General features: G+C 71.2%; 17 protein-coding genes and 1 pseudogene. 9 read left to right on the forward strand and 9 right to left on the reverse strand.

Going from position 1 to position 21,086, the window contains the following annotated elements:
- Positions 1-326 precede the first annotated feature (326 nt).
- Positions 327-4,628 carry an HAD-IC family P-type ATPase gene (locus FHX46_RS06585; protein WP_167121193.1) on the forward strand — a complete coding sequence of 1,434 codons (4,302 nt, stop codon included), beginning with the start codon at positions 327-329 and terminating at the stop codon, positions 4,626-4,628.
- An 88-nt stretch (positions 4,629-4,716) separates the two neighbouring features.
- On the opposite strand, the gene FHX46_RS06590 is transcribed toward FHX46_RS06585, so the two are convergent.
- From FHX46_RS06590 to FHX46_RS06600, 3 genes are read right to left on the reverse strand one after another with little or no spacing between them, the layout of a single operon-like run.
- Positions 4,717-5,382, reverse strand: coding sequence for a GntR family transcriptional regulator (locus FHX46_RS06590; RefSeq protein ID WP_167111583.1), 666 nt, complete (start codon positions 5,380-5,382; stop codon positions 4,717-4,719).
- A gap of 3 nt (positions 5,383-5,385) precedes the next feature.
- On the reverse strand, positions 5,386-6,102 hold the full coding sequence (locus FHX46_RS06595) for a maleate cis-trans isomerase family protein (RefSeq protein ID WP_167111585.1): 717 nt from the start codon (positions 6,100-6,102) through the stop codon (positions 5,386-5,388).
- 43 nt (positions 6,103-6,145) lie between these two features.
- A complete protein-coding gene (locus tag FHX46_RS06600; RefSeq protein WP_167111587.1) occupies positions 6,146-6,886 on the reverse strand; it encodes a maleate cis-trans isomerase family protein in 741 nt (246 codons plus the stop codon).
- A gap of 92 nt (positions 6,887-6,978) precedes the next feature.
- Between FHX46_RS06600 and FHX46_RS06605 the strand changes: the two genes are divergently transcribed.
- The 3 genes from FHX46_RS06605 (at position 6,979) to FHX46_RS06615 (ending at position 10,430) form a co-directional block, all read left to right on the forward strand.
- Positions 6,979-7,971 carry a D-2-hydroxyacid dehydrogenase gene (locus FHX46_RS06605; RefSeq protein ID WP_167111589.1) on the forward strand — a complete coding sequence of 331 codons (993 nt, stop codon included), beginning with the start codon at positions 6,979-6,981 and terminating at the stop codon, positions 7,969-7,971.
- A gap of 13 nt (positions 7,972-7,984) precedes the next feature.
- The gene (locus FHX46_RS06610) at positions 7,985-9,379 is read left to right on the forward strand and encodes an amidase (protein ID WP_167111591.1); all 1,395 of its coding nucleotides are present in this window, start codon (positions 7,985-7,987) and stop codon (positions 9,377-9,379) included.
- Between the two features lie 76 nt (positions 9,380-9,455).
- Positions 9,456-10,430, forward strand: coding sequence for an aldo/keto reductase (locus FHX46_RS06615; RefSeq protein WP_167111593.1), 975 nt, complete (start codon positions 9,456-9,458; stop codon positions 10,428-10,430).
- Positions 10,431-10,469: 39 nt separating this feature from the next.
- On the opposite strand, the gene FHX46_RS06620 is transcribed toward FHX46_RS06615, so the two are convergent.
- Positions 10,470-11,834 carry a WS/DGAT/MGAT family O-acyltransferase gene (locus FHX46_RS06620; RefSeq protein ID WP_167111595.1) on the reverse strand — a complete coding sequence of 455 codons (1,365 nt, stop codon included), beginning with the start codon at positions 11,832-11,834 and terminating at the stop codon, positions 10,470-10,472.
- A gap of 93 nt (positions 11,835-11,927) precedes the next feature.
- Here FHX46_RS06620 and FHX46_RS06625 point away from each other — a divergent pair, with 93 nt between their 5' ends.
- Positions 11,928-12,929: a glutathione S-transferase family protein gene (locus FHX46_RS06625; protein ID WP_167111597.1), complete on the forward strand. Its 1,002-nt coding sequence runs from the start codon at positions 11,928-11,930 to the stop codon at positions 12,927-12,929.
- Positions 12,930-12,951: 22 nt separating this feature from the next.
- Positions 12,952-14,598, forward strand: a complete 1,647-nt coding sequence (locus FHX46_RS06630) for a thiamine pyrophosphate-binding protein (protein WP_167111599.1) — start codon at positions 12,952-12,954, stop codon at positions 14,596-14,598.
- A 54-nt stretch (positions 14,599-14,652) separates the two neighbouring features.
- Here FHX46_RS06630 and FHX46_RS06635 read toward each other — a convergent pair whose 3' ends face one another.
- Both FHX46_RS06635 and FHX46_RS06640 read right to left on the reverse strand, forming a co-directional pair.
- Positions 14,653-15,465 (reverse strand): hypothetical protein, encoded by an 813-nt coding sequence (locus FHX46_RS06635; RefSeq protein ID WP_167111601.1) that lies wholly within the window; start codon positions 15,463-15,465, stop codon positions 14,653-14,655.
- Between the two features lie 32 nt (positions 15,466-15,497).
- Entirely contained in the window at positions 15,498-15,914 is a 417-nt protein-coding gene (locus FHX46_RS06640; RefSeq protein ID WP_167111603.1) for a ribonuclease domain-containing protein, read from the reverse strand.
- 559 nt (positions 15,915-16,473) lie between these two features.
- On the opposite strand from FHX46_RS06640, the gene FHX46_RS06645 reads away from it, so the two are divergent.
- The 3 genes from FHX46_RS06645 to FHX46_RS06655 all read left to right on the forward strand — a co-directional run bounded on the left by FHX46_RS06645 (position 16,474) and on the right by FHX46_RS06655 (position 18,147).
- Complete coding sequence (locus FHX46_RS06645; protein WP_167111604.1) at positions 16,474-16,665, forward strand: DUF2795 domain-containing protein; 192 nt, start codon at positions 16,474-16,476, stop codon at positions 16,663-16,665.
- Between the two features lie 147 nt (positions 16,666-16,812).
- Positions 16,813-17,658, forward strand: coding sequence for an alpha/beta fold hydrolase (locus FHX46_RS06650; RefSeq protein ID WP_167111606.1), 846 nt, complete (start codon positions 16,813-16,815; stop codon positions 17,656-17,658).
- A 33-nt stretch (positions 17,659-17,691) separates the two neighbouring features.
- Positions 17,692-18,147, forward strand: coding sequence for a MarR family transcriptional regulator (locus FHX46_RS06655; RefSeq protein WP_167111608.1), 456 nt, complete (start codon positions 17,692-17,694; stop codon positions 18,145-18,147).
- A gap of 92 nt (positions 18,148-18,239) precedes the next feature.
- On the opposite strand, the gene FHX46_RS06660 is transcribed toward FHX46_RS06655, so the two are convergent.
- From FHX46_RS06660 to pepE, 3 genes and pseudogenes are all read right to left on the reverse strand, one after another.
- Positions 18,240-19,070, reverse strand: a complete 831-nt coding sequence (locus FHX46_RS06660) for a PaaX family transcriptional regulator (protein ID WP_313886274.1) — start codon at positions 19,068-19,070, stop codon at positions 18,240-18,242.
- A 157-nt stretch (positions 19,071-19,227) separates the two neighbouring features.
- Positions 19,228-20,149, reverse strand: a pseudogene (locus FHX46_RS28980) (aminoglycoside phosphotransferase family protein).
- 151 nt (positions 20,150-20,300) lie between these two features.
- Complete coding sequence (gene pepE, locus FHX46_RS06670) at positions 20,301-21,011, reverse strand: dipeptidase PepE (protein ID WP_167111612.1); 711 nt, start codon at positions 21,009-21,011, stop codon at positions 20,301-20,303.
- Between the last annotated feature and the right edge of the window lie 75 nt (positions 21,012-21,086).

Here is a 21,086-nt window from a genome sequence, read left to right on the forward strand (position 1 = left end):
GGCGCCCGGGCTGGCCAACTCACCGCCCGGGCTGGCCAACTCACCGCCCGGGCCGGCCAACTCACCGCCCGGAGCGGCGAACACGCGCCGCCGTCGTGTTTGCCGCTCGTGACACCGTGTTGGTCGTTCCTGGCGCCGTGTTTGCTGTTGGTGGCGCCGTGTTGGTCGTTGGTGGCGCCGTGTTGGTCGTTGGTGGCGGCGTGTTGGCCGTCGAGGGTCGCGGCGAGGGTGCGCGAAAGGCCGGGCCGAGCTGCGGGAGCAGGCATATCTTCACCCGGAATGGGCACACCACTGGCACCGGTGGAGTCGAGGTGCGGGAGTGGTTCATGGAGTTGCTGGGTGTCCGGGTGCCCGGTCCGGCGTCGGTGGTCAAGGGGCTGGCCGGGGCGGTGCTGTCACCGCTGGGCAGGTCCCGCCGCCGGATCTGGTCTTGCCCCGGGCGGCTGCACATCGAGGCGCACGGCGTCCACGGCCCGGGCGGTGAAGCGGTTGCGCAGCGGATCGAACAGGCCCTCCAGCAGCACCCGGGTGTCGCGTGGGCGCGGGTGAACGCGCCCTCCTCCCGCGTGATCGTCGGCGTGTCCGATCCCGCGCCGGACAGCGACGAGCTGATCCGGCTCGTCGAGGAGGCCGAGAGCGCCCCGGCCGATCTCGGCGAGCAGCTCGCCGAGGACGAACTGCACCACCCGGCCGACGGCCCGCGCGGCACCCGCCTGCTGCCGACGCTGGCCGCGGACACCTTGGGGCTCGGTCTGTCGCTGATCACCCGGCTCGCGCCCTGGGCGCCGATCCCGACCGAGATCGCCGCGCTGCCCAACGTGGTCGACCTGCACCCGCGACTGCGGGAGATCGCCGCCGCCCGGGCAGGCAGCCGGGAGAAGGCGGACTCCGCGACCTCGGCGTTCGGCGCGTTCGCGCAGGGTCTGGCCTCCGGTGGCGAGGGCACGGTCGTCGACATCCTCCAGCGCGCCGAGCAGTGGCGCGAGGCGCGCGCACACGAACGGCAGTGGTGCCAGGCCGAGAGCCGGCTGATCCACGGTCCGGACGACGCGGCCGCCGGACCGGTCGTCGTCGAGCGCCCGCGGGAGCTGCCGGAGGGACCGGTCGAACAGTACGAGGAACGCATTCTCAACCTGGGTGCCGCCGCGGCCGCGGTGTCGCTGCCGTTCGCGCGCCCGCGCCGGGCGATCGGGATCGGGCTGGCCACGCTGCCGAAGGCCGCCGAGGCCGGGCGCACCGCGTTCGGCGCGCGCCTGGGCCGGGTCCTGGCCACGCAAGGCGTGCTGGTCATGGACCGGTCGGTGCTGCGTCACCTGGACGCGATCGACACGCTGGTCCTCGACGAGGAGGCGTTCGACACCGGGCACATGATCCTCGGCGATCTCGTTCCGCTCGGCGCTGCCGGTTCCTCCGAAGTGGTCGAGCGCGCGTGGCAGCTGTTCGACGCGCACACCCCGGAGAAGGTCCACTCCGACGGCGGCTGGCGGCTCGGCCCGCTGGACGAACTCGGGGTCGACGAGGGCGCGCACGAACGCGAGCAGCTGGAGAAGCGGGGTGCCGCCGCCGTCCTCGGGTTGGTGCACGAGCAGAAGCTCACCGCCGTCATCGGGCTCGGCAGGCAGGTGCCGCCGGGTGTGGCTGCGGTCATCGCCGCCGCCCGCCGCTCCGGCATCGAGGTGATCAGCGCGAACGGCGGGCACGCCGCGTTCGAGGCCGACCGGCTGATGCCCGGCGGCGAGCGGCTCGTGCCGACCGTCCGCGAGCTGCAAGGTGAGGGCCGCGTCGTGATGCTGGTGTCGGACGACCGGCGCGCGCTCGGTGCCGCCGACTGCGGCATCGGCACCCAGCGGCCGGGCGACCCGCCGCCGTGGGGTGCGCACCTGCTGATCGGCGCGGAGATCGGGGTGGCTGCGCTGGTCGTGGACGCGATCGCCGCCGCCCGGGAGGTCAACCGGGACAGCATCTGGTTGTCGCAGGGCGCTTCCGGTGTCGGTGCGGTCGCCGCGTTGCAGCCCGGCCGCCGCAGCCCGGCCAACCGCGCGATGCGGGCGGTGAACCTGGGCGCAGCCGTGGCCCTGACCAACGCGCACCGCCGCGCGAAGCGGCTCGCGGAGCGGGATCTGAGTCTGGCCGGGGACGCCGCGCCCTGGCACCTGATGCCGGTGGACGTCGTCCTCGACCGGCTCGGCACCGACCCGGACGGGTTGAGCGAGGACGACGCCGCCAAGCGTGCCCGGGCGCGCGGCACCGGCAGCGGTGGCCGCACCGGCTTGATGCAGGCGTTCATCAACGAGCTGTCCAACCCGCTCACCCCGGTCCTGATCGGCGGCGCGGCGCTGTCCGCGTCGGTCGGCTCGCCCGTGGACGCCGCGCTGGTCGCCGGGATCACCGGGGTGTCCGCGCTGGTCGGCAGCATCCAGCAGGTGCACACCGAGAAGCAGCTCGCCGAGCTGCTGAGCCGGTCGGCCATCACCACCACCGTCGTGCGTGGCGGCCGGGAAAGCGTGGTCAGCGCCGACGACCTCGTGCCGGGCGACATCATCCGGCTCACCTCGGGCGACGTGGTTCCCGCCGACTGCCGGCTGCTCGACGGCGACGGGGTGGAGGCCGACGAGTCCTCGCTGACCGGCGAGTCGCTCCCGGTCACCAAGGACCCGGCTCCGGTGATCGCCGCGGACGTCGCCGAGCGCGCATCCATGCTCTACGAGGGCACGACGATCGCCGCCGGTGTGGCCACCGGGATCGTGGTCGCCACCGGAGTGGACACCGAGGCGGGCCGCAGCATGGCGATGGCCCGGGAGAACGCGCCGATCACCGGGGTCGAGACGCGGCTCGCGGAGCTGACGTCGAAGTCGATGCCGCTCGCGATCGGCTCGGCCGTCGCGGTCGCCGGTGCCGGACTGCTGCGCCGGGTACCGCTGCGGCAGAGCCTGTCCGCGGCGGTGAACCTGGCGGTCGCGTCGGTGCCGGAAGGACTGCCGTTCCTGGTCAGCGCCGCACAGCTGGCCGCGGCACGCCGGCTGGCCGAGCACAACGCCCTGGTCCGCAACCCGCGCAGCATTGAGGCGCTGGGCCGGGTGGACGTGCTGTGCTTCGACAAGACGGGCACGCTCACCGAGGGCACGCTGACCGTGCACGAGGTCGACGACGGTCGCAAACGCCGCACTGTCGAGGAGCTCGATCCGGACACCCGGTCGGCGTTGCTGACCGCGTTGCGGGCGACACCGCACGCCGAGGACCCGTCCGAGCTGCCGCATGCGACGGACCGGGCGATCGTGGAAGGGGCGCAAGGGGTTTCCCTGGACACCGGCGGGTGGGAGCTGGTCGACGCGGTGCCGTTCGAGCCGTCGCGCGGTTACCACGCCTCGCTGATGCGCCGCGGGGACGAGCTGGTGCTGAGCGTCAAGGGCGCGCCGGAGTCGGTGCTGCCGCGCTGCGCTCTCGACGAGGGGCAGCGCAAGAAGCTGACCGGCCGGATGAAGAAGCTCACCAAGACGGGACAGCGGGTGCTCGCCGTTGCCGAGTCCGCAGTGGACAGCACCGACCTCGACGAGGACGCAGTGCGGGGCCTGCGGTTCACCGGCTTCGTGGCGATCGCCGATCCGGTGCGGGGGAGCGCGGCGGCCGCCGCGGCGGACCTGCGGGCGGCCGGCGTGCAGATCGTGATGATCACCGGTGACCACCCGGACACCGGTGAGGCGATCGCGGGCAAGGTCAGCGAGAACGGCGCCGACCTGCACGTGGTGACCGGTGCGGAGCTGGACGCGATGGACGACGAGCAGCTGGCGTCCACTTTGGAGACCGTGGACGTGGTTGCGCGGTGCAGCCCGGCGCAGAAGGTGCGGATCATCAAGGCGTACCAGAAGCACGGGCACACGGTCGCGATGACGGGGGACGGCGCGAACGACGCGCCCGCGATCCGGCTCGCGGACGTCGGCATCGCGCTGGGCGGCCACGGTGCCCCCGCCGCGCGCGCCGCGGCCGACCTCGTGGTGACCGACGATCGGCTGGAGACGATCATCGCGGCGCTGGTCGAGGGGCGGGCCATGTGGGCGTCGGTGCGGGAGGCGCTGGCGATCCTGCTCGGGGGGAACCTCGGCGAGATCGGGTTCAGCGTGCTGGGTGCGACGCTGACCGGCCGGTCACCGCTCGGTGCGCGGCAGTTCCTGCTGGTCAACCTGCTGACCGACCTGGCGCCGGCCCTGGCGATCGCGCTGCGGCGGCCGGAGGACGGCGCCGATCTGTTGCGGGAGGGTCCGGAGAGCTCGCTCGGCAAGCGCCTGCAGAAGGACATCGGCGTGCGTGCCGGGGTGACGACGCTGGGCGCCACGAGCGCGTGGATGCTGGCCCGGTTCACCGGCCGCAGCCGCCGGGCGAGCACGGTCGCGCTCGCCGGGCTGGTTGGTACCCAGCTGGGGCAGACCTTGCTGACGGGCGGGCTGAACCCGTCGGTGGTGGCGACGTCGCTGGGTTCGGTCGCCGTACTCGCGGCGGTCATCCAGACGCCCGGGGTGAGCCAGTTCTTCGGCTGCACGCCGCTCGGGCCGGTGGGCTGGGGGATGGCGCTGGGCAGCGCTGGCGCGGCGACGGCGGTGGGTGCACTGCTGGGCCCGAGGATCGCGGAGTGATCGGCCGCGGCGTACCCGGCGACGCCGGCGTACCGGAGTGTCCCGTTACCGGTCCGATGTGGACCGGATACCGGGCGCGCCGCCGCGTTCAGGCGTACAGGCTGGTCCCCGGGGCGAGCCGCTGCACCGCGTCCTCCATGTGCGCCTCCAGCAGGGACACCGCCTGTTCCTCGTCGGCGGCGCCGATCGCTTCCGCGATCCGCTTGTGCTCGGTCACCCGCTCCTCGTTGGTGGCGTAGGTCCGGTGCAGCGCGGACAGGCACATCCGCGTCTCGATCAGCAGCGTGCGCGCCATCCGGCCGAGCCGCCTGCTGCCGGAGGCCGCCACCAGCTCCTCGTGGAAGCGGACGTCGGCCGCGGACACCTCGTCCGCGTCCGTTGCGGAGGCCATGTCCTCGACCGCCTCCAGCAGCCGCGCGGCCACGGATTCCGCTTCGCCGATCCGCAGCACCCGGATCAGCGCGGCCCGTTCGATGGCGAACCGCGCGGAGTAGATGTCGTGCACGTCGTCCGGTTCCAGGTCGATCACGAACAGCCCGCGGTGCCGCTCGCTGCGCAGCAGGCCCTCCGAGACCAGCCGTTGCATCGCCTCGCGCAGCGGCCCGCGGGACACCTGGAACCGGCCGGCCAGCTCGGTCTCACCCAGCTGCGTGCCAGGCGCGAACGTGCCGTTCATGATCGCCTCGCGGAGCTGCCGGGCGATGATCGCCGCGGTCGACTCCCGGCTCACCGGTTCGAGCTCGGTCAGGGCCATCGCTCACCTGCTTTCCGCGAACAGTCTGCCCAGCTGTTCGCACCGGGGCACCCGGCCGGTCAGCCGGAGCCCTTCCCAGACCGTCACCTGGTTCGCGGTGAGCACGGGCTTGCCCAGCCGCTCCTCGATCGCGGTGAGCACGCCGAGCGTGCGCATCGCGGTGTCCGGTACCAGCACGGCGTCGGCTGCGGGGTGGTCGTGCGCCACGGCCAGCTCGACCACCGCCTCCGGCGTCAGCCGGCCCACCTCCGCGGCGGTGTCGATGCCCTCGCTCGCCATCGCCACCACCTCGATCCCACCCGCGGCGAGGAACTCCACGAACAGTTTCGCCACGTCGTCCGGGTAGCTCGCGGCCACCGACACCCGCTTCAGGCCGAGTGCCCGCGCGGCCCGGACGAAAGCGAACGAGGTGCTCGACGCGGGCCTGCCCGCGGCCGCCGCCAGCTTCTCCACCTGCTCGTGCGCGCCTTGCCAGCGGTAGACGAAGCTGCCGCTGGTGCAGGCCCAGACCACCGCGTCCGGCTGGTGCCCGGCCAGCAACCGGGCGCCTTCCGCGAGCCGCTGCTCGCTGCCCAGGTCGAGCAGTTCGGGCACGGCGTGCAGGTCGGTGCCGTAGATGTGCTCGACCGGCAGCGCGATCTGCTCGCCCAGCAGTCCCTCGGCGAAGGGGTAGTCGTCCTCGGCGGCGTGGTCCGGGTAGATGAAGCCGACGGTCGTCATGCACGAACCTCCCAAGATTGTTGACAATCCTACGGTACGGTGTTCAGGACACTTCACGCAGCCACTTGCCCGGCCCGACGATCGGCAGTTCCATGCGCCGCAGGCACGCCCACATCGTCAGCTGGTTCGCGGTCAGCACCGGTTTGCCCAGTGCGGCCTCCAGCGGTTCGATCACGTCGTAGGTCGGCAGGTTCGTGCAGCTCACGAAGATGGCCTGCGCGTCGCGGTGATCGGCACCGAGGATCCGCTCGGCGATGGTCCGGTAGCTGACCTTCCAGATCCCGCCGCCGAGACCGAGGTGGTCGCTGGAGACGGTGTCCACGTTCAGCTCGGCGAGGAAATCGTGCAGGCTCCGGGTCAGGTCCGCGTCGTACGGGGTGATCACCGCGACCCGGTGGACGTCCAGCAGGTGCAGCACCTCGGCCAGCGCGCCCGAGGTCGTGACCGCGTCCGGCGCGCCGGCGTCGCAGATCGCCTTGCGCAGCGACCGTTCGTAGTCGACGCCGTTGACGAAGCTGCCCGAGGTGCACAGGTAGGCGACCACCTCCGGCTCCACGTGCAGGACGTCGCGGGTCGCCGCTGCGAGGTGCTGGTGGTTGCTGACCAGCTGGGCCATCTCCATGCTCACCGGCACCGGCTCGTAGGGGGTGCGGGCCAGGTGCAGTGACACCTCCACCGGAATCCATCGCCAGAGCTCGCGCTCCAGCGCCAGATCGAAGGGGGCGATGACTCCGATGCCTCGCTGTGCCAGTGGCCCGTCGAAGACAGGGAAGTCGAAATCCAAGGCTCAGCCTCCGAAGGAAGATCTCAAGGAAGCCTCCGGGGTGGCTCCTCGGATTGTTGACAATCATACGACCGGCTCCTACCGTGTCAACGGTGATCGGCAAGGAGAAACCGGTGCTGGCGGTGCTCTGCGGTGACGACCAGGCCGGGGACCTCACCGGATCACCGGCCATGCAGGGCATCGAATCGACGGCCCTCGTGCGTTACACCGGTGCGGCCGGGCTCGCGGACGCGCTGCGGGACGCCGATGTCCTTTTTGTCTACGACTTCCTGTCCCGCGCGGTACCGGACGCCTGGCACGCGGCGAACCGGTTGCGGTGGCTGCACATCGCGAGCGCCGGCGTGGATCCCGTGATGTTCCCGGCCATGCGGGACAGCGACGTCGTGCTCACCAACTCGCGGGGCGTGTTCGACGACTCCATCGCCGAGTACGTGCTGGGCGTGGTCCTCTCCTTCGCCAAGGACCTGCACGGCTCGCTCGACCTGCAGCGCGAGCGCCGCTGGCAGCACCGCGAGACCGAACGGATCGCCGGGCGCGAGGTGCTGATCGTCGGCACCGGGCCGATCGGCCGTGCCATCGCGCGCATGCTGCGCGCCGCCGGGATGCGGGTCGCGGGCGCCGGCCGCCGGGCGCGGACGGGCGACCCCGACTTCGGCACCGTGCACGCCTCGGCCGCGCTGGCCGAGCACCTGCCCGCCTACGACTACGTGGTGGCCGTGGCGCCGCTGACCGAACAGACCAAGGGCCTGTTCGACGCCGCCGCGTTCGCCGCGATGAAACCGTCCGCGCGGTTCGTCAACGTCGGCCGCGGCGAGCTGGTCGTCACCGGCGACCTCATCGAGGCGCTGCGGTCCGGCGCGATCGCCGGTGCCGCGCTGGACGTGTTCGACACCGAACCCCTGCCGGCGGACAGTCCGCTGTGGACGATGCCACGCGTGTTGATCTCCCCGCACATGTCGGGTGACTTCCTCGGCTGGCGCGATACCCTGATCGAACTGTTCGCCGACAACTTCCACCGCTGGCGGACCGGCACCCCGCTTCGTAATGTCGTGGACAAGCAGCTGGGGTATGTGCCGTCGGAGTAGGTGAGGAGCCACCATGAGCACCCTGTTGACGGCGAGTGAGCTGGTCGCCGCGTATTCGACCGGCGAGATCAGCCCGGTCGAGGCGACCGAGGCCGCGCTGCGCTCGATCGAGGAGCGGGACAGGGAGTGCAACGCGTTCTGCCTGGTGGACCCCGAGGTGGCGCGCGAGGGCGCGAAGGCGTCGGAGACCCGGTGGCGCGAGGGCAACCCGATCGGCTCGCTGGACGGGGTGCCGGCCTCGATCAAGGACATGTTCCTGACGCAGGGCTGGCCGACCCTGCGTGGTTCGGCGTGCATCGACCGCGACCAGCCGTGGGAGGAGGACAGCCCGGTCACCGCGCGGCTGCGGGAGAACGGGCTCGTGCTGCTCGGCAAGACGACCACGCCCGAGCTGGCGTGGAAGGGTGTCACCGACAACCCGCTGACCGGCGTCACCCGCAACCCGTGGGACCCGGCGAAGACGCCGGGCGGGTCGAGCGGTGGCAGCGCGGCGGCGGTGGCGGCCGGGATGGGTGAGCTGTCGGTGGGTACCGACGGTGGCGGTTCCGTGCGGATCCCGGCGTCGTTCTGCGGGATCGTCGGGCTGAAACCGACCTACGGCCGGATCCCGATGTGGCCGGCCAGCCCGTTCGGGGCGCTGTCGCACGCGGGGCCGATGGCGCGGTCGGTGTCCGATGTCGCGTTGTTGCTGGACGTGCTGGCGTTGCCGGACCACCGCGACCCGACGGCGCTGGAGCCACCGGTCGGCGCGTACCGGGAAGCAGTGCGGCGAGACGTGCGCGGGTTGTACGCGGCGTTCTCCCCGACGCTGGGCTGGGCACACGTGGACCCCGAGGTGCGGCGCATCGTCACGTCGGCGGTGGCGGCGCTCGACGAGGCCGGGTTGCGCGTCGAGGAGACGGACCCGGGGTTCAGCGATCCGCGCGAGGCGTTCGACGTGCTGTGGTCGACCGGCGCAGCCCAGTGGCTGGACACCTTCCCGGCCGGTTCCGAAGACAAGATCGACCCCGGCCTGCGGCGGTTGTGGGAGCAGGGCAGGACGTACTCGGCGTCGGACTACCTGGCGGCCAACGCCGAGCGCGCGTCGCTGGGCATCCGCATGGGCGAGTTCCACACCCGCTTCGACGTGCTCATCACCCCGACGGTGGCCGTCCAGCCGTTCGACGCGGGCTTCGACGTGCCGCCGGGCAGCGGGATGAGCGGCTGGCCGGAGTGGACGCCCTTCACGTACCCGTTCAACATGACCCAGCAGCCGGCCATCAGCGTGCCCGCGGGATTCACCGACGGCGGGTTGCCGGTGGGATTGCAGATCGTCGGCCCGCGGCATTCCGATGATCTGGTGCTGGCGGTCGCCCGGCTCGTCGAGGAGCTCCTCCCGTGGCCGACCGACCGGCCGGCAGGCCGCTGACCGGCCGATCCACAGAGGACTGCGGCACCAGCCACCCCACCCTGCGTGCCGGTCCCCGCTGTGCTGTGCTGGAGGCATGCGCAGAACGACTTTGGGCAAGAGCGGACTCGACGTCTCCCGGATCGCGTTCGGGACCTGGCAGCTCGGCGGTGACTGGGGCTCCTTCGACGAGGACGCCGCCATCCAGGCCATCCGGCACGCGCGTGAGCTGGGCGTCAACTTCTTCGACACTGCCCAGGCCTACGGCTTCGGCACGTCCGAGGCCCTCCTCGGCCGTGCGCTGCGCGACGAGCTGAACCGCGACCGCGACAGCCTGGTGATCGCCACCAAGGGCGGGATCAACCCGGGCAGCGACCGGCCCCGGGACGCGCGCCGCGACTGGCTGCGCAAGGGCGTCGAGGAAAGCCTGCGCCACCTGGACCTCGACCACATCGACCTGTACCAGGTGCACTGGCCCGACCCGGACACCCCGGCGGAAGAAACCGCGGCCGCGCTGCAGGAACTCGTCGACGAGGGCAAGATCCGGCACGTCGGCGTCTCCAACTACGACGCCGAGCAGCTCGCCGCATTCGACCGGACCCGTCCGGTGGAGACCCTGCAGCCGCCGTACCACCTGTTCCGCCGCGCGATCGAGCAGGACCCGCTGCCGTACTGCCGCGAGCACGACATCGGCGTCCTCGTCTACAGCCCGCTCGGCAGCGGGCTGCTCACCGGCGCGCTCACGCCGCACACCACGTTCGAGGACGGCGACTGGCGGGCGCACTCCAGCGCCTTCCAGGGAACGAACCTGCAGAAGAACCTCGAGGTCGTCGAGCAGCTGAAGAACCTCGCCGCCGAGAAGGGCGCGACCGTGAGCCAGCTCGCGATCGCCTGGACGCTGCACCAGCCGGGCGTCCACGTGGCGATCGTCGGTGCGCGGCGGGCGAAGAACATCGAGGACAGCGTTGCCGCCGCGGACCTCGATCTCACACCCGAGGACCTGACCCGCATCGAGGAGATCGCCTCGTCCGGCATCCAGGTCGAGGGCGCCAGCCCGGAGGGCGTCGCCTGAGCCGGGCGCGGACCGGACGGCGGGCGGGCAGCCGTCCGGTCAGCGCGCCGCGAACTCCAGCTCCTCCAGCGCGGTGTCCAGGTGGGTCAGGATCCGCTGCAGGTGCGGCACGGACCGGCGGCATCCGGTGATCCCGAAATCCAGGTTGTCCCCGTTGCTGGTCAGCGTGATGTTGAGCGCCTGGCCGTCGAGCAGTACCGACGCCGGGTAGATGCCGTCGAGCTTCGCGCCGTTCCAGTACATCTGCTTGCGCGGCCCGGGCACGTTCGAGATCACCAGGTTGAACGGCGGGCGCGTGTTGTTCACGACGCCGGGCACGGGGGAGATACCCAGCTGCGCCACGTTGATCCCCGACAGCAGCAGCGCCTGCAGCGGCGTCAGCTCCTTGAAGATCCGCTTCGCCTCGCGCATCGACCGGTGGATGGTCATCAGCCGGGCCGCCGGATCGGACCGGTCGGTGCCGAGGTTGCACAGCACCGCCCCGATCTGGTTGCCCGAGGCCTCGCCGGAGTCGGCCGGTTTCCGCATCGACACCGGCACCATCGCGATCAGCGGCGCGTCCGGCAGCGCGCGCTGCTCGATCAGGTAGTCGCGCAGCGCGCCGGAGCACATTGCGAGCACGACGTCGTTGCGCGAGGTGCCGGTGGCGGTCGCGATCGCGCGCACCCGCTTGAGCGGCCAGGACTGCGCGGCGAACCGGCGGGCACCACCGATCGGCACGTTGAAGATCGTCTTCGGTGCCTGCATCGGCATCAGCAGCGTGTGCTCCCGGAACGCCTCCCGCGCCACCTTCACCGCGGCCGGCGCCATTCCCGCGACCTGCTTCAGCGAACTGGCGCCCAGCCGCAGCAGTGACCGTGCGTTACGCGGCGGTTTGCCCTGCGGGAGATGACGCGAGCCCCACGGCGGCGGGCAGCTGCGGTCGTCCGGATCGTCCGACAGCGTGCCCTGCAGGTGCCGCAGCGCCGACACACCGTCCATCAACGCGTGGTGCACCTTGCTGTACATCGCGAACCGGCCGTCCTCCAGGCCCTCCACCAGGTGGATCTCCCACAGCGGGCGGTGACGGTCGAGCAGGGTGCTGTGCCAGCGCGAGGTCACTTCCAGCAGTTCCCGCACCCGGCCGGGATAGGGCAGCGCGGAATGCCGGAAGTGGTAATCGAGATCGAGTTCCTCGTCGCGCACCCAAGCGGTGTAACCGAGTGTGTTCACCGGGCGAGCGGGACGCTGCCGGAACAACGGCCGCACGTCGGTGTTCTTCACCAGGTCCTCACACAAGCTGCGCAGGTACGTGTGATCGGCGCCCTCGGGGGTCTGGAACAGTTGCAGCCCGCCCACGTGCATCGGGTGCTCGCGGCTTTCCACCAGCAGGAACATCGAGTCGGTGAAGGGCATCAACGGCATCGGTGACCACCTCTCCGTCCGGGCGGCGGTGTGCCCAGGGTCATTGAGTCTACGCGCACTGCTACCGCGCCGGGGACAATCTACGCTGAGGGGATGACCATCCCGACGGACCCGGAAACGGGCGAGTTCAAGCGATCGCCGAACCGCTTCACGGCACGGATCACCGCCGGCGGCGCGGACGGCTGGCCGGTCGAAGCGGGCCGGTACCGGCTGGTCGTCAGCCGCGCCTGTCCGTGGGCGAGCCGGGCGCTCGTCGTGCGGCGCCTGATGGGACTGGAGGAAGCGCTCTCCGTCGCGATCGCCGATCCGATCCAGGACGATCGCAGCTGGCGGTTCACGCTGGACCCGGGTGGCCGCGACCCGGTGCTGGGCATCGAGTTCCTGGGTGAGGCGTACCGCGCGGCCGACCCGGAGTACGACGGCGGGATCAGCGTGCCGGCGATCGTCGACATCCCGAGCGGGAAGCTGGTCACCAACGACTACCCGCAGATCACGCTGGACCTGGACACCGAGTGGGGCCGCTACTACCGCGACGGCGCGCCCGATCTGTACCCGGAGAAGCGGCGCGACGAGATCGACGCGATCAACCGCGCGGTGCACCGGGACGTCAACGCGGCGGTGTACGAGGCGGGTTTCGCCACGAAGCAGTCCGCCTACGACGACGCCTACCGGCGGCTGTTCGCCCGGCTCGACGAACTGTCCGACCGGTTGGCGGGGCAGCGCTACCTGGTCGGGGACACGATCACCGAGGCCGACATCCGGCTGTTCACCACTCTCGTCCGGTTCGACCCGGTCTACCACGGGCACTTCAAGTGCAACCGGAACAAGCTGTCCGAGATGCCGGTGTTGTGGGCGTACGCGCGCGATCTCTTCCAGACGCCCGGGTTCGGCGACACCGTGGACTTCGACCACATCAAGCGGCACTACTACCAGGTGCACGAGCAGGTCAATCCCACCCGGATCGTGCCGAATGGTCCGGACCTCGCGGGCTGGGCGCAGCCACACGGGCGCGCGGACCTCGGTGGCCGCCCGTTCGGCGACGGCACGCCACCGGGGCCGCCGCCGCGGGACGAGGTCGTGCCACCGCAGTGGTGATGCGGTGCCCTACGCTGACGGCGTGACGAAGACCGGCGCCCAGCACCTCGCGGACGCGCTGCTCGAACTCGGGGCCGAGGTCGCGTTCGGTCTTCCGGGCGTGCACAACCTGCCGATCTGGGAGGCGCTGGCGGACAGCCCGCTGCGGCTGGTCGGGGTGCGGCACGAGCAGACCGCCGGATACGCGGCGGACGGGTTCGCGCGCGCCACCGGCAAGCTCGGGGTCGCGATCGTGACGACGGGTCCGGGCGCGGCGAACACGATCGCCGCCGTCGGCGAGGCGAGGGCGTCCGGGTCGCCGGTGCTCGTCATCGCGACCGACATCCCGGCCGCGCTGCGCCGGCCCGGCGTGGTGCGTGGCGTGCTGCACGAGACCGGTGACCAGGCCGCGTTGTTCGCGCCGGTGACCAAGGCGGCGTTCACCGTGGATGCGCCGGAAGACCTGGCGCCGACGGTCCTGCGCGCCGCCCGGCTGGCGGTGGAGCCGCAGAGCGGGCCGGTGTACGTCGGGATACCGACAGACTTCCTGCGGTACAACGGTTCCCGCGGCCCGGACCCGGAGCCGACCGAGACGTTCCCGGCGCTGTCCGTCGGGGACCTGGACGCGGCCCGGCACATGCTGGCGATGGCCTCGAAACCGTTGATCTGGGCCGGCGGCGGCGCGGTGCGCGCGGAGGCCGGGCCGGTGATCGGGCAGCTGGCGGAGAAACTCGCCGCACCGGTGATCACGACGTTCGCCGCGCGTGGACTGCTGCCGCCCGTGCACCCGTGCGCCGCACCCAATCCGGTGCACGCGCCGGAGGTCGGTGTGCTGTGGGACGAGGCCGACGTGGTGCTGGGCATCGGCACCGACTTCGACGGGCTGATGACGCAGAACTGGGCGATGCCCCAGCCGCCGAAGCTGATCGTGATCAACGTGGATCCGAAGGACGCGGCCAAGAACTACCCGCCGGACATCACGCTCGTCGGCGACGCGCGGGACGTGGTACCCCAGTTGCTGCGGGGGCTGCCGGCGCGGCCGGGGCTGGGTGAACTCACCGAACGGCTGCAGCGGATCTCCGACCAGGTGCGCCGCCGGGTCCGCCGCGAGGAGCCGCAGGCCGCGGACTTCCTGCGCACGCTGGAGGAAACCCTGCCCGAGCACGCGATGCTGGTGGCCGACATGTGCATCGCCGGCTACTGGGCCGGCGGGTTCCACCGGGTGGCGGCGCCGCACCGCTTCGCCTACCCCATGGGCTGGGGCACGCTGGGGTTCGGCTTCCCCGCCGCACTGGGTGCCGCGGCCGCCGGGACGGGCCGGGTGGTCTGCATCAGCGGCGACGGCGGTTTCCTGTACGGCTGCGGCGACCTGGCCACGCTGGCGCAGGAGTCCTTGCCGGTCACGGTCATCGTCGTGGACGACGGTGGTTACGGCATGCTCCGCTTCGACCAGGACCGGGAGGGCCTGCCGCACCGCGGGGTCGACCTGCACACGCCCGATTTCGTCGGTTTGGCGCGATCGTTCGGCGTGGACGCCGGGCGGGTGGACGGGTTCGGCCGCGCGTTCCGGCGGCTGCTGGGCGAGTTCGTGCGGAGCGCCGAGCCGAACGTCCTCGTGGTGCGCGCGTCGTTGAAGCCTCCCGTGAACACCTCCCCACGCTGGTATCGGACGCCGAAGCCCGGCCGGTAGGCCACGCCCGCCGGCTCGCCCTACCACCCAGCCGCCGCCGAATTCCGAGTCGCGTCACGGCCGCTCGGAGCCGGTGTCACGCCTGCGGCTCTCGCCGAGGTCGGCCCAGTCGGCGCTTCCCTGCGAGGTGTCCTGTTCGTGGGCGTTGTGGCAGTTGTTCGCGATCCACCCGAGGACGTTGCCCAGCGCGGCACCGATGTCCCCGCTCTTCCAGCTCGTGCCCATCTGCTTCAGCCCGTCCTCGTAGATGTCGCACATCGAACTGCTTTGGGCTCCCCACAAGTCGACCCAGTCCGGCCCGGCCAGCACGGAGCCGACGGTGAACGCGACGCACGTCCGGCCATTGGTCTCATGCGATTTGCCGAAACTGTCCGAGTTCTTCTTCTCCTCGTGCTTCTCGAGGTTCCACGTCCTGCCCTGGGAATCGAACCCCTGCACCGGGGTGGGGCTCTTCCCGTCCATGATCATGCGACTGACTCGCGGAGAGTAGTTCCGGTCGTGAATCTCCCACCTGAGCTCGTATTTGTTCTTCTCGCCGAAGAAGTTGCTCCAATATATGTTCAGAATGGCGGTTTCGAGGTCGTCGCCGGGCTCTTCGAGCGGCGAGATGTTCACGTAGTATTGCACATGCGCGGCCTGGCCCCAGAACTCGCCGTAATCGGCGATGCAGTTTCCGAACTCGCCGGGCCGAAGGTTCACCGGTGGCTCGTACCCATTTCGCCATCCTTCTTTTTTGCTGGTCCAGGCGAACGGCCGGTACATCATCTCGCCGGTACCGTTGATCAGGATGAGATCGGTGACACAACCCGAGGTGAGGCCGCTCGCCGGCCGGAACTCGCTCAGACTGTTCAGTGGATACGTACCCATTCGAATCTCCCGTGTGATCACAGATCATCCGCTCAGCGAACGCCGTTCCAGTTCGTCAGCTCGTAGAACGTCCGGTAGTGGTTGCTGGTCTCGTACCACCGGGTGGGCCCTCCTGACGTGCTGATACCGCGCACCAGCCGGGTCCCGTCGCGCCCGCCCTGCGTGGTGGGGAAGAGCGTGAAGCTGTGGTAGGTGTAGCCCGTCGGCAGCGGCCCCGGGTTGCCCAGGTTGTGAAAAGGGCTGCCCTGCGTGGTGGCGTTGTTCCTGATGAAATTCGCTCGGTCCCGATTGTTGCCCTCGTTGAACTGACGGTATTGCGTCAGATCCCGGGTGCCGGATACCCGGCCGCCCTGACGTGGAATGTTGGGCGCGATCCCGGTATTGGAAGCGGCTCCGGGAGACCTCGCGTAACGTTGCGTTTTCTGGTTCGGTTTCCGCTTCGGTGGCATGTGCGGCCCACCTCCGTTTCGTGCCGATCTTGACAAGTCCCGGCGGTGTCGATCGCCGGTTCCCCAGCATTCGGCGAGTTCCCCTGCTCGCGCGGGGTCATGCGGACCGCTGGTGGAATCACCCGGCCAAGCGAAGGACTGGCGAGCCGCTGCACGCTGATGCGGCTGTCACCACCCGGCTCCTGCCCCGGCGTCGGCCGGGAAAGCTTGCCGGTACAGCGACACAACTTCGATCCGGTCGCGAATGTTTCGCACGTTTGGATCCCCGGAAACGGGGCCGAACTGAAACGCGCTGCTGTCGGCAGCCTGAATGGCTGGGAGGCCTGCCGGACGAGATCACCGCCGCCGGTGGGAAATCCGGCACGATCCACTTGCCGCTCGACCTGCCCCTGACGCACCGTGCCGGCGGGGGCGACGAGCTGTGGCGAATCAGCACGGTCCCGTCGCCGTTGCGCCGGCGGGGAGCAAGTGGCCGGACGGTCCGTGCGGACGGGCGAGTGAGCGGGCCACACGTGGGTAGCCCGGGGGCGGACGTGCCACAACAGGAAGGAGCACGACGATGTCGGCCCCGAATCCGATTCAGATGCAGAAGTTCCTGGCGGGTGTGGACTACCCGTGCACGCGTGACGAGCTCGTGGAGCACGCGCAGAGCCAGGGCGCGCCGGATGACGTGCTGGGCCACCTGCGCCAGCTGCCGGACCGCGAGTACGACGGCCCGAACGCGGTGAGCGCCGAGTTCTCCCGCACCTGACCCGAAAAACCGCCACGGCGTCGTGCGCGACCGCGCGGCGCCGCTGGCGCTGCCTGGAGGACGTGCATCACCCTGCGGGTGGGGATGACGGCGGCCGGTCACGGGAGGGCCGGGTTCTTGTCGGTGGCAGGCCGTAGGGTCTGCGGCGTGATGGATTACCTGAGCATCCCGACCGCGGCCGGTACGTTCGACGCGATCGCGGCCGGTCCCGTCGACGGCAGGCCCGTGCTGCTGCTGCACGGGTTTCCAGAGGCGGCGGTGTCGTGGGAGCACCAGGTCGCGGTGCTGGGCGACCGGGGTTTCCGCGCGGTGGCGCCCGACCAGCGCGGGTACTCGCCGGGCGTGCGCCCGGAGCAGGCCACCGAGTACGGCATGGACGAGCTGGTGGGCGACGTCCTCGCCATCGCCGGCACGTTGGGGTGGTCCCGGTTCGACCTGGTCGGGCACGACTGGGGCGGTGCGGTCGCCTGGTGGACGGCGTCCGAGCACCCCGAGCGGCTCCGCACGCTGACGGTGGTGTCGACACCGCACCCGGGCGCGCTGGGTCACGCCCTGCGCGTGGACGAGGACCAGCAGTTGCGGTCGCAGTACATGCGGGACTGGCGCTCGAGCTCGACGGAGCGGCAGATGCTCGCGAACAACGCCGAGGCGCTGCGGCGGATGTTCGAGTGGAAGGTGCCGGCGAGCCGGGTCGACGAGTACATCCGGCGGCTGTCCGAGCCGGGAGCCCTGACCGCGGCGCTGAACTGGTACCGCGCGAACCGGCCGCGGGCCGCGATCGAGAAGGTCGCGGTGCCGACCCTGTACGTGTGGAGCACGGAGGACGTCGCGTTCGGCTCGACCGCCGCGCTGGAAACCGAGAACTGGGTCACCGGGGCCTACTCGTTCCAGATGCTGGAGGACGTGACGCACTGGGTTCCCGAGGAGGTGCCCGAGGTCCTGACCGCACTGCTGCTGGAACACCTGACCGCGTTCGGCGCGGACCGTGCTTGACCTCCAGTTAGGTAGAAGTTCTACGGTCGGATCGTGATCAAGGAATACTCCGCTGAAGTACTGGCGGCCCAGCCCATCGGGGCGTGGAGCAGCGAAGCATCCCGGCGCGTGGTGGGCGCGCTCCGCGCCGCGCTGGCGGTCGAGGACCTCACCCAGCCGCATTGGTGGACGCTCAACCACGTTGCCGGGAAGCCGGGGGAGTGGACGCGCCAGGCGCTGGTCGAGCGCCTGGCGAGGTACGACGACCTCGGTATCGACTTCGACGAGGTCTTCGACGACCTCCTCGCCCGCGGCTGGATGACCGAGCGGGACGGGCGGCTGACGCTCACCGAGGCAGGGGAAGCCGGCCGGGTCCGGGCGCGGGAGCGCAACGCGCGGGTCCACGAACGGATGCACGAGGGTGTCGACACCGCCGACTTCGTGACCACCATCAACGTGCTGCGGCGCATGGTGGCGAACCTCGGTGGCGACGGCAACCTGCCGGACTGATGCGCGTTTCGGCAGTGGCTCGCGTGGCATCGCCCCGGGTAGCGGAACCCGAGGCGATGCCGGTGGGCGCTCCGCCGCTGCGGAAGCAGAACCTAGGCGGCCTCTTCCGCGCCGATCAGCGCGTCCCAGTGCCGCTGTGCGACCGGGCGCCATTCCACGTGCCTGCGGTGGAACAGTTCCGCGGCCTTCGCGCCGCTCCAGTTCTCGGGTAGCAGCCGGCCCGGCAGCCGGGGGTCGAGGAACGGGAAGCGGCGCCACTCGTGCACCAGCCGGGTCTGGGCGTGCAGCACCGCCTCACCGGACGCGGGTGCCAGCCCGGCGAATTCGTCGACGAAGTCCTCGTACCGCTCCTCGAGGGCGGTCAGGTCCCACGCGCGGGCGACCATGGCGTCCTCGTCGCCGACGCTGCCGTAGGCCGCGACGAACGACATCGCCTCGGCGTCCAGCCCCAGGTCACGCACGATGGCCTTCGCTTCGTCCTGCCTGCTCGGATCGGGGCTGATCCACACACCGGGCGTCGGTGAGCCGAAGCCGGCCCAGGTCAGCCGGGTGCGCAGGCTGTGCCGCAGGTCCCGCTTCGTCTCCGGCACCGACACCAGCAGCATGAGCCAGCTGCCGTCCCACGGGGTGTGCTCACGGCCGAAGCCGTAGATGCGCTCAGCGCCTTCGGTCAGCAGCCGCCGGCCCGGCGCGGTCAGCGACCACCGCACCCGGCGGCCGTGCCGTTGCGACACCAGCCAGCCTTCCGCGGCGGTGCGGGCCAGTGCCTGGCGGGCCGACTTCTCCTCGATGCCGAACATCGCGAGCACGTCGACCAGGGTCGAGGTCCACACCGGGCGGTCCCGCGGCAGCACGAATTCCCCGAGCACGGTCATCAGAACCGACCTCGCGCTCGTGTGACTGACCTCGCGCCGCCTGCTCACGGTGGGGCGGGTCGTGATGTCCGCGATCGCGCTCACCTCCCGCGAAGCCGACCTCGACGTCTTTGGCGTGCCCAGGCTAGCCCACCCGATCCGGCTCCCGGAGCGTGGTCGTTCCGCGCCGGACAGGTGACCGGTTTTCCCCGGAGCCTGGGAGCTCTCACCGATGGCGCAGCAGGGCCGTGGCGATGGCGACCTGGACCGGTTCCAGTGCCGCCTTGCCGCCTTCGACGTCCCACAGCGCGTTCTGCAGCACCCGGCCGAGGGTCCAGCCGGTTGCCCGGTTCCGGTCCAGCCCGAGGACCTCGGTCAGCAGGTCGAAGCGCCGGAGCACCGCGCGAGCAACGTCACCGGTGGCCGTCACCTCGTCCCACCGGCTGTCCAGCGTGGGCAGCAGGTCGAACCCCGGGTCGCCGGCCAGCGGTTCGGGATCGATCGCCAGCCAGGGTTCGCGTGTTCCGGCGAGAACGTTGTCGTAGTGCAGATCCCAGTGCAGCAGGCGGTCGCCCGGTTCACCCACGAGCTCGGCGACGGCGGACGCGCAGGTGCGCACCAGCCGCTGTTCGGCGGGATCCGCAGGGCCGGCACCGCACGCGGAACCTGGTCGAGCATGGCTCCGGCGATGTCGGACAGCCGTCGCAGACCCGCCGGGGCGGGCACCGCGGTCAGCCGCGCCAGCAGATCGGCCAGGATGTGGATGGCCTCGGTGTCGTCGGGGATCGCGGACAGGGGCCGGGTCGCGTCCAGCCGCTCCAGTAACTGCGTGGCGGTGTGGTCGTCGTGGTCGAGCAGGCGGACGGTCCCGTCGCCGTTCCACGCCCGCAAGCCGGCCGTGCTCCCGGCGGTCTCCTCCCGCGGCTGCTGGAGCTTCAACACGGCGGGAGTTCCGTCGGACCGGCGCACGGGCAGGACCAGCGACGCCATGCCGTACGCCGGCGGGCCGTCGACCCGCAGGCCCCAGCGCTCCAGGAACTCGCCGGCCAGACGGGGCAGCTCGGCGACCATGCCCGCGCCGCGGGGCCGTGCACGCCGTAAGACGCGACGAATCCGTCCGGCACGTCGACGGGGACAGGTGTGGTCACGGGAAATTCTCCTTCGTCAGCTCGAAATTCGGGCGCGGTGAACGAAGGAGATCGCGGAGGGGCCCGGGCACCGGGCAGGCGTCAAACCATGCCGCCAGCGTACCCGGGAACGATCACGGCCAGCGTGGTGACGCGCGGCCGTCGCGGCGGCTCAGGCGATCTCGTCGGCCAGCAGGTCGCTGAGGTCCGCGCCCGGCCGCAGCTCGGCCGGTTCCGCGCCGCGGCGGAACAGCCGCGCACCCGCCTGCTCGCCGCCGAGGGTGAGCGCCCGGTCTTCGCGGCGCAGCCAGGTGCCTTCCCGCAGGCCCAGCACCGGCACGTCGTTCTCCTCCAGGAACTGTTCGATCCGCTCCTCGCGGGTTTCGCCCATGTGGGTGGCGGACGGCGGCGCGTCCAGGTAGTGCGGGTTGATCTGGAACGGCACGAACCCCGCCGCCTCGAACGCGGGCGGCTGCACGATCGGCATGTCGTTGGTGGTGCGGATGGTGGGGCAGGCGACGTTCGTGCCCGCACTCGATCCGATGTAGACGGTCCCGTGCGCCACCCGGTCGCGGATCGGGGCGAGCAGCTCGCGGCGGTAGAGCTGGCGCAGCAGCCGGAAGGTGTTGCCGCCGCCGGTGAACACCGCCTGCGCGGAGTTGAGCAACCGGATCGGGTCGTCCTGGTGGGCGCCGGCGACCTCGACTCCGAACGGGGCGAGCGCCTTGGCGACGGTGGCCGTGTAGCCGTCGTGGTCGGCCAGCGCGAACGGGACGAACACCAGCCGGCGCACGTCCGCCAGCACCTCGGCCAGCGCGTCCGTCGCGTGCTCCAGGTAGCCGCGTCCGGGCGCGGTCGAATTGGACAGCAGCAGCAGACGCATCGACGTTTCCTTCCCGGCGTTCGCTCCCCGAATGCCTACCACGTGGGGTGCGCGGTGTTGCGACGGAAGTGAGCC

Origin of the sequence: Amycolatopsis viridis, from assembly GCF_011758765.1 — a bacterium.
In the GTDB taxonomy this organism is placed as follows: domain Bacteria; phylum Actinomycetota; class Actinomycetes; order Mycobacteriales; family Pseudonocardiaceae; genus Amycolatopsis_E; species Amycolatopsis_E viridis.

Bases quoted from the DNA above. Each gene is read 5' to 3' on its own strand.
- FHX46_RS06620 (WP_167111595.1), bottom strand. From the start codon at position 11,834: ATGCCGTTGATGCCCTTCACCGACTCGATGTTCCTGCTGGTGGAAAGC.
- FHX46_RS06645 (WP_167111604.1), top strand. From the start codon at position 16,474: ATGTCGGCCCCGAATCCGATTCAGATGCAGAAGTTCCTGGCGGGTGTG.
- FHX46_RS06640 (WP_167111603.1), bottom strand. From the start codon at position 15,914: ATGCCACCGAAGCGGAAACCGAACCAGAAAACGCAACGTTACGCGAGG.
- FHX46_RS06615 (WP_167111593.1), top strand. From the start codon at position 9,456: ATGCGCAGAACGACTTTGGGCAAGAGCGGACTCGACGTCTCCCGGATC.
- FHX46_RS06610 (WP_167111591.1), top strand. From the start codon at position 7,985: ATGAGCACCCTGTTGACGGCGAGTGAGCTGGTCGCCGCGTATTCGACC.
- FHX46_RS06625 (WP_167111597.1), top strand. From the start codon at position 11,928: ATGACCATCCCGACGGACCCGGAAACGGGCGAGTTCAAGCGATCGCCG.
- FHX46_RS06595 (WP_167111585.1), bottom strand. From the start codon at position 6,102: ATGACGACCGTCGGCTTCATCTACCCGGACCACGCCGCCGAGGACGAC.
- FHX46_RS06585 (WP_167121193.1), top strand. From the start codon at position 327: ATGGAGTTGCTGGGTGTCCGGGTGCCCGGTCCGGCGTCGGTGGTCAAG.
- FHX46_RS06635 (WP_167111601.1), bottom strand. From the start codon at position 15,465: ATGGGTACGTATCCACTGAACAGTCTGAGCGAGTTCCGGCCGGCGAGC.
- FHX46_RS06590 (WP_167111583.1), bottom strand. From the start codon at position 5,382: ATGGCCCTGACCGAGCTCGAACCGGTGAGCCGGGAGTCGACCGCGGCG.
- pepE (WP_167111612.1), bottom strand. From the start codon at position 21,011: ATGCGTCTGCTGCTGCTGTCCAATTCGACCGCGCCCGGACGCGGCTAC.